This window comes from Dialister sp., assembly GCF_036343215.1.
Classification (GTDB): Bacteria; Bacillota; Negativicutes; order Veillonellales; family Dialisteraceae; genus Dialister.
In genome coordinates this window covers 1-5547 of the sequence record NZ_JAZASU010000104.1, presented here as the reverse complement: position 1 = coordinate 5547, position 5547 = coordinate 1, and the positions used below count along the sequence as shown (strand labels likewise).

Below are 5547 nucleotides of genomic sequence, written 5' to 3'. Positions count from 1 at the left end.
TTTTAAAAGAAAGACTTGAAAATATCCAGCATGAAATAGATGAAAAGGAGAAGGACAAAGAGAAGAAAACCGCCTAAAAAGGGCTAACCCCCGAACAGAAAAATTAGGAATGAGTGTCCTTGACAACGGGACCGTTTTATGACGGCCGCAGAATATATGGGGAATAGAAGTAAATGAAAACTTTCCAGCTGACTGACTTTTGAATCGGGGATTTCGGGAATCTCGGGACTATCGGGGCTATCGGGAAGGAGTGCCGCTGATGCGGCACGAGTATTTATGGGGAATGTACACAGGCGAGGTTGAAAAGCTCGTACAAGTCGGAACGTTCAAGGCTCCCCAGGCTTGGGGAGCTGTCTGCGGAGCAGACTGAGGGGTCGTACCTCGGCCGCCAGGCACATATGAGGCTAATTGACGAAAGGTACCCGGGGCAAATGACTCTAACGGCAAAAGCGAGCCCCCCGAAGTGCGGGGGGCTCCGCAATAGCGGTGGGGGGATGTCAAGCAGGTACAAGTCGGAAGTGATGATGAAGGTACAAGCGCAGGGTTCGGCAGATAGCACATATGAGGCTAATCGACAAAATATGCCCGGGATAAATGAGGAAAATGATAGTCAGGCAGGCTCTCCCTCGGGAACACCGCGACAGCGGTGAGAGGGCAAGTAAAAGGATTGGCGGCCAAAGGCCGCCGGGTGTTTCCCCTGCCCTTTCAGGCCCTTCGGGCCAGCTTCCCCGAGGGGAAGCCTGCCCGAGTACGTTTTGAGGCACATGTGAGACTAACTGACCAAAGGAACTCGGGACAAATGACTCTATCCATAAGCAAGAAGGCTCTCCCTCGGGAGAGCTCCGCGACAGCGGTGAGAGGGCGCTGAAGAAATTGGCGGCCAAAGGCCGCCGGGTGTTTCCCCTGCCCTTTCAGGCCCTTCGGGCCAGCTTCCCCGAGGGGAAGCCTTCTCGCGAGACTTTTGAGACATACACGATGAAAATGGTACGGCAATCAGCCCTGATATCTACATGGCACATAGTCTGTTTCCAAATCCTTCATTTATTTGAGGCTCTGGCGGATAGGCCGGATGACTCCAAAGAACCTTCGCCCGCCTGTGTACAATGCAACTGATCACTGATAACTATGAACTGATAACTTTACTTTCCGCTTCTGAATAGAAATTACAGTAAATCATCATATATAGAAAGGAAAACCATGGACAAATCCACCGCTCTTCCCGGATCCCGGGCCTTTGCGAGAAACTGTACGATTACGGCTATCCTTGCCGTACTCATTGCCGTTTCCGGCACTTTCCGCATTCCCGGCATCGTCCCGGGGACGGAATTCCAGCTTTCCGCGCCCATTGCGGTGGCGATCTGCGGGGTATTTGGCTTTAAGAAATATATCATCGCCGGAGTCCTGGCTTCCCTCATCGGACTTTCTCTGGGGACAGCCACCATTTTAAACGTAGCCATCCAGATGACCTTCCGTCTCGGGGTGGGTGCTTTCTGGCTCATCTCGGGCTCCAATAAACCCTTCTATATCTTTTCCGGCCCCATCGGTACCGCCCTGGCCCGGGTTTCCATGTATTTCCTCCTTGGAAAAGGCCTTACCCTCATGCTGATCGCTGCAGCTCCCGGAATGATTTTTACAGCTGCTACGGCATGGATTTTCGGGAAGCTCTTTACGAAATGCAAAGAAGTCATCGGAGCGTAGAGAAGCTCTAAATAAAAAGTTATCAGTTTTTAGTTCTCAGTTATCAGTGGTTGTGGCCCGCATAATAAAATTGAAAGCGGGCCTTTTTATAATTGCTGATTTACCGGACAGGGCAGACTTTTATCATGCTGTACCCACCTTTTCCGAAAACTGCGGACTAATAACTTTCAACCATCTATTTCAATGAATTTTTTATTGACTGAATAGAAAAAGTAAATGAAGCAGCCAACCTTGCCAGTTTTGAAAAAAGGCACAAAAAACCACGGAGGTCCTCCGTGGTTTTTCTGTGTTCCCATGGAATAAATTATATATCGCAGTCTTTCCAGAGTTTTTCAATGGGTTGGGTGTTTTTTCCGTCTTCCATGTATTCGCCATAGGCTTCATCTGCTGTGGTCATATCGTTTTCGTCCTCGATTTTTTCGAATAGCACTTCTTTGCGTACTCACCGGCCAGCCGTCTTTCCTCTTTACTCAGATTGATGGAAAGTCTCATAGTTCCTGCTCCCTTTTGAAGTATATTGTGCGAATACTATTAACCGTTAACCCTGATGTACAGTTTTTTCTCATGAACCTGCCTTCAAGCTGCCCGAATGAGAATCATTAACCTCTATGTACAGCTCTCCACATGAATTGGCTTTATAGCCACTCCCTATTACCCATTACTCATTACCGGTTTTTCATCGGAAGTGGGATTTCTGCTAACGGCTAACGGCTGACATCTAACGGCTCCCTCATTTATACAGTGCTTCATAAATGGCTTTCAGTTTCTTATCCCTTTCTTCGGTGGCCTTCTTCGCTTTGTCTCCGGAGTAGTCATAGAAGCCTTTTCCTGTTTTTACGCCGAGTTCGCCTTTTTCGAATTTTTCCTGAAGGAGCTTCGGCACTCCTTTTCCGCCGGCCAGATCTTCCATGAGGTATTCGCTGATGTGGGTGAAAATATCGATTCCGCCGAAGTCCATGGTTTCCATGGGTCCCAGGCAGGCCCAGCGGAAGCCGATCCCGTATTTCATGACGGAATCAATCCCTTCCGGACTGATGACTCCTTCCTCCACCATATGGCAGGCTTCGCGGATGACCGCCAGCTGGAGGCGGTTTCCTGCAAAGCCGGGTACGTCTTTTTCCAGGATGGCCGGTTTTTTATGGATGGCCAGGGCCAGGTCATAAATGGCTCTGGCTGTTTCATCGGAAGTTCTGCTGCTTTTGATGATTTCGATGAGAGGAATCAGGGTGGGTGGATTGAACCAGTGCATGCCGATGAACCGTTCCGGTTTCTTCACCGCTGCCGACAGGCGGTTGATGGAAAGACCGGATGTGTTGGAGGCGATGAGGGTATCCTCTCTGGCCAGTGCTGAAATGGAGGCGAGGAAAGTCTGCTTGATGCCCAGATTTTCCACAATGGTCTCGATGATGAGATCCCTGTTTTTGAAAGCTGCCATGTCCGTGACAAAGGCGATTTTCGGAACGACGGAAGGATCGATGAGACTCCTTGCCTTCTCCAGCGTCGGCCGGCGGTGGTTCCAGAGGATCACGTCATATCCGTCCCTTGCAAATATTTCCGCCATGGAGTATCCCATAGTGCCTGCCCCGGCAATGGTGATTTTCCTGATATTCATAAAAAAGACCCCTTTCTTTTTTTTATTTCTATATATATTATAGCGCAAATGGTTTAGTTCCATCAGTGCTGATCGTGATTCGTGAATCGTGATCCCTGGTCCGTGAAGGTGTGCCGCTGATGCGGCACAAATATATGGGACTTTCTCAGGCGGGGTGAAATTTCTGCTTTTCCGATTTATGAGGGCCTTTATAAAAAATTGGCTGGCGTAAGCCAGCCATATCCTTCACGGACCCCGGATCACGGGCCACAGACCACGAAAAGTGATAAAGCTGGAGCATGAATGATACTATTTCTTGAATCTAAAACCCCATCCAGTACCCGAAACATTGAAACATATGGAAATATTTGTTACAATAAATTGGATATACGTTCAAATAAGCGAGGTCATTCTATGTTTTTACACGAAATCATCAAAGGTGCAAACCCTTCTCATCTGGTTTTCGAAGGCGAAAACGACGTGACTTATGGGGAACTGGCCGAATGGATCAGGAAGTACCGGAATAAATTGTATGAAATGGGAATCCGCCAGGGGGATAGAGTCGCTCTTTACTCTTCCAACCGGGAGGAATTCGTTTATGTGTACCTTTCCGTCGTATCCCTGGGAGCCATCATTATCCCGGTGAACTGTTCCCTGGTGGACAGGGAAGTGGATTATATCCTGAGAGACTCCGGGTCCGCCCTTCTCATCACGGATACGGCCATGACTGTATCCTGCCCGTCCATCGATATTCACGATCTGGATTTCCAGGCTGACCAGGATACAGCTCCTGAAGCGCCGGCTTTCCCGGAAGATATTTCCATAGATGACGTATGTGCCCTGGTGTATACCTCCGGCACCACCGGAAGCCCGAAAGGAGCCATGCTGACTCACCGGAATCTCGTAGAGAATGTGGAACAGTTTATTTCCAGGATTCCTTTCAAACCGGAAGACAAAGCCCTCTGCGTGCTCCCCATGTTCCATTGCTATGGCCTCACTACCGTGGTGAATGCCAGCCTGTATGCCCATTCCACGATTGTCATCCTCCGGTCCAAAAGTCCTTCCGAAATCATCAATACCATTGTGCAGCATGGAATCACCATTGCCATCATGGTACCCCCCATGTACAATCTTCTCGCCCGCCGGGGCGATCCCTCCGTCATGAAGACGGTCCATACCTTTATTTCCGGCGGCGCCTCCATTCCCCAGCCCGTATCCCAGGCCTTCTACATCCGTTTCCAGCATCCTGTCCAGGAAGGTTACGGACTCACCGAAGCCTCCCCGGTCGTCTGCATCCTGCCAAGCGCCAAACCGAAGTACCTCACCAGCGGCCCGGCCCTTCCCGGAGTGGAAACAAAAATCCTCACCGAAGACGGCGGACCCTATGCGGCAGGCACAGTGGGAGAACTCCTTGTCCGCGGAAGCAATGTGATGAAAGGTTACTGGCATAAACCGGAAGAAACAGCCAAAGTCATCGATAAAGACGGCTGGCTCCATACCGGAGACCTGGCCTATATGGACGATGATCAATACATTTACATCGTAGACCGCATCAAAGATCTCATCATCGTAAACGGGGAAAATATCTATCCCGGCGAAGTGGAAGACTGCATTTATGAAGTAGAAGGAGTCGCAGAATGTGCCGTAGTCGGTCATCCCGATGAACTCCGGGGCCAGGCCGTCTGGGCCTATGTGGTCATGAAAGAAGGATATCCCTTCGACGAAGCAAAAATCAGGAAACACATGGCTAAAAACATCGCCAACTACAAAATCCCGAGACGTTTCGTGCCCATGACGGCACTGCCAAAGAATGCCACAGGGAAAATCCTGAAACGGGCACTTCGGGATTATTGAGGAATTTGTGGTCAGCGAAAAAGTCAGTACAGGGCGCCTTTTGAAATAGAAGGGCGCTCTTTTTTATGCGGAAAAGCGGACCGCCTTCATGGATCACTGATCACTGCAACAAAAAAGCCGCCCATCACGTTGTGATGAGCGGCTTTTTGAGCACGAAAACAAGTCCCCCTGGAAATGAAGGCATGGCGAATAGAGCCGGGTTCCCAGAATTCCGGGACATACTGATCAATCGGCAGCAGAAATCGTAATGGGCGTATGCTTCTCGTGAGACAAAGTAAGGTGCCGGGGTGGCTGATTGGTCGGATATTTCCATGACCTTTCGGTTGAGGAGGACTTATTTCTTTTGTAAAATTGAAGTGAAAAAATTTTCACCGCGCGGTAATTGGAGTTTCTGAAAATCATCT

General features: G+C 49.6%; 4 protein-coding genes. 2 read left to right on the top strand and 2 right to left on the bottom strand.

The window, feature by feature from the left end:
• Positions 1-1197 precede the first annotated feature (1197 nt).
• On the top strand, positions 1198-1698 hold the full coding sequence (locus tag VZT47_RS09155) for a hypothetical protein (protein WP_330224661.1): 501 nt from the start codon (positions 1198-1200) through the stop codon (positions 1696-1698).
• 304 nt (positions 1699-2002) lie between these two features.
• Here VZT47_RS09155 and VZT47_RS09150 read toward each other — a convergent pair whose 3' ends face one another.
• Together VZT47_RS09150 and VZT47_RS09145 are read right to left on the bottom strand one after the other, a co-directional pair.
• The gene (locus VZT47_RS09150; protein WP_330224660.1) at positions 2003-2128 is read right to left on the bottom strand and encodes a DUF6290 family protein; all 126 of its coding nucleotides are present in this window, start codon (positions 2126-2128) and stop codon (positions 2003-2005) included.
• A gap of 300 nt (positions 2129-2428) precedes the next feature.
• A complete protein-coding gene (locus VZT47_RS09145) occupies positions 2429-3310 on the bottom strand; it encodes a 3-hydroxyacyl-CoA dehydrogenase family protein (RefSeq protein ID WP_330224659.1) in 882 nt (293 codons plus the stop codon).
• A gap of 393 nt (positions 3311-3703) precedes the next feature.
• Here VZT47_RS09145 and VZT47_RS09140 point away from each other — a divergent pair, with 393 nt between their 5' ends.
• Positions 3704-5143, top strand: a complete 1440-nt coding sequence (locus VZT47_RS09140) for a class I adenylate-forming enzyme family protein (protein ID WP_330224658.1) — start codon at positions 3704-3706, stop codon at positions 5141-5143.
• The last annotated feature ends 404 nt before the right edge of the window (positions 5144-5547 follow it).

Excerpts from the sequence above, each read along its gene's own strand:
- VZT47_RS09155 (WP_330224661.1), top strand. The coding sequence starts at position 1,198 with ATGGACAAATCCACCGCTCTTCCCGGATCCCGGGCCTTTGCGAGAAAC.
- VZT47_RS09145 (WP_330224659.1), bottom strand. The coding sequence starts at position 3,310 with ATGAATATCAGGAAAATCACCATTGCCGGGGCAGGCACTATGGGATAC.
- VZT47_RS09140 (WP_330224658.1), top strand. The coding sequence starts at position 3,704 with ATGTTTTTACACGAAATCATCAAAGGTGCAAACCCTTCTCATCTGGTT.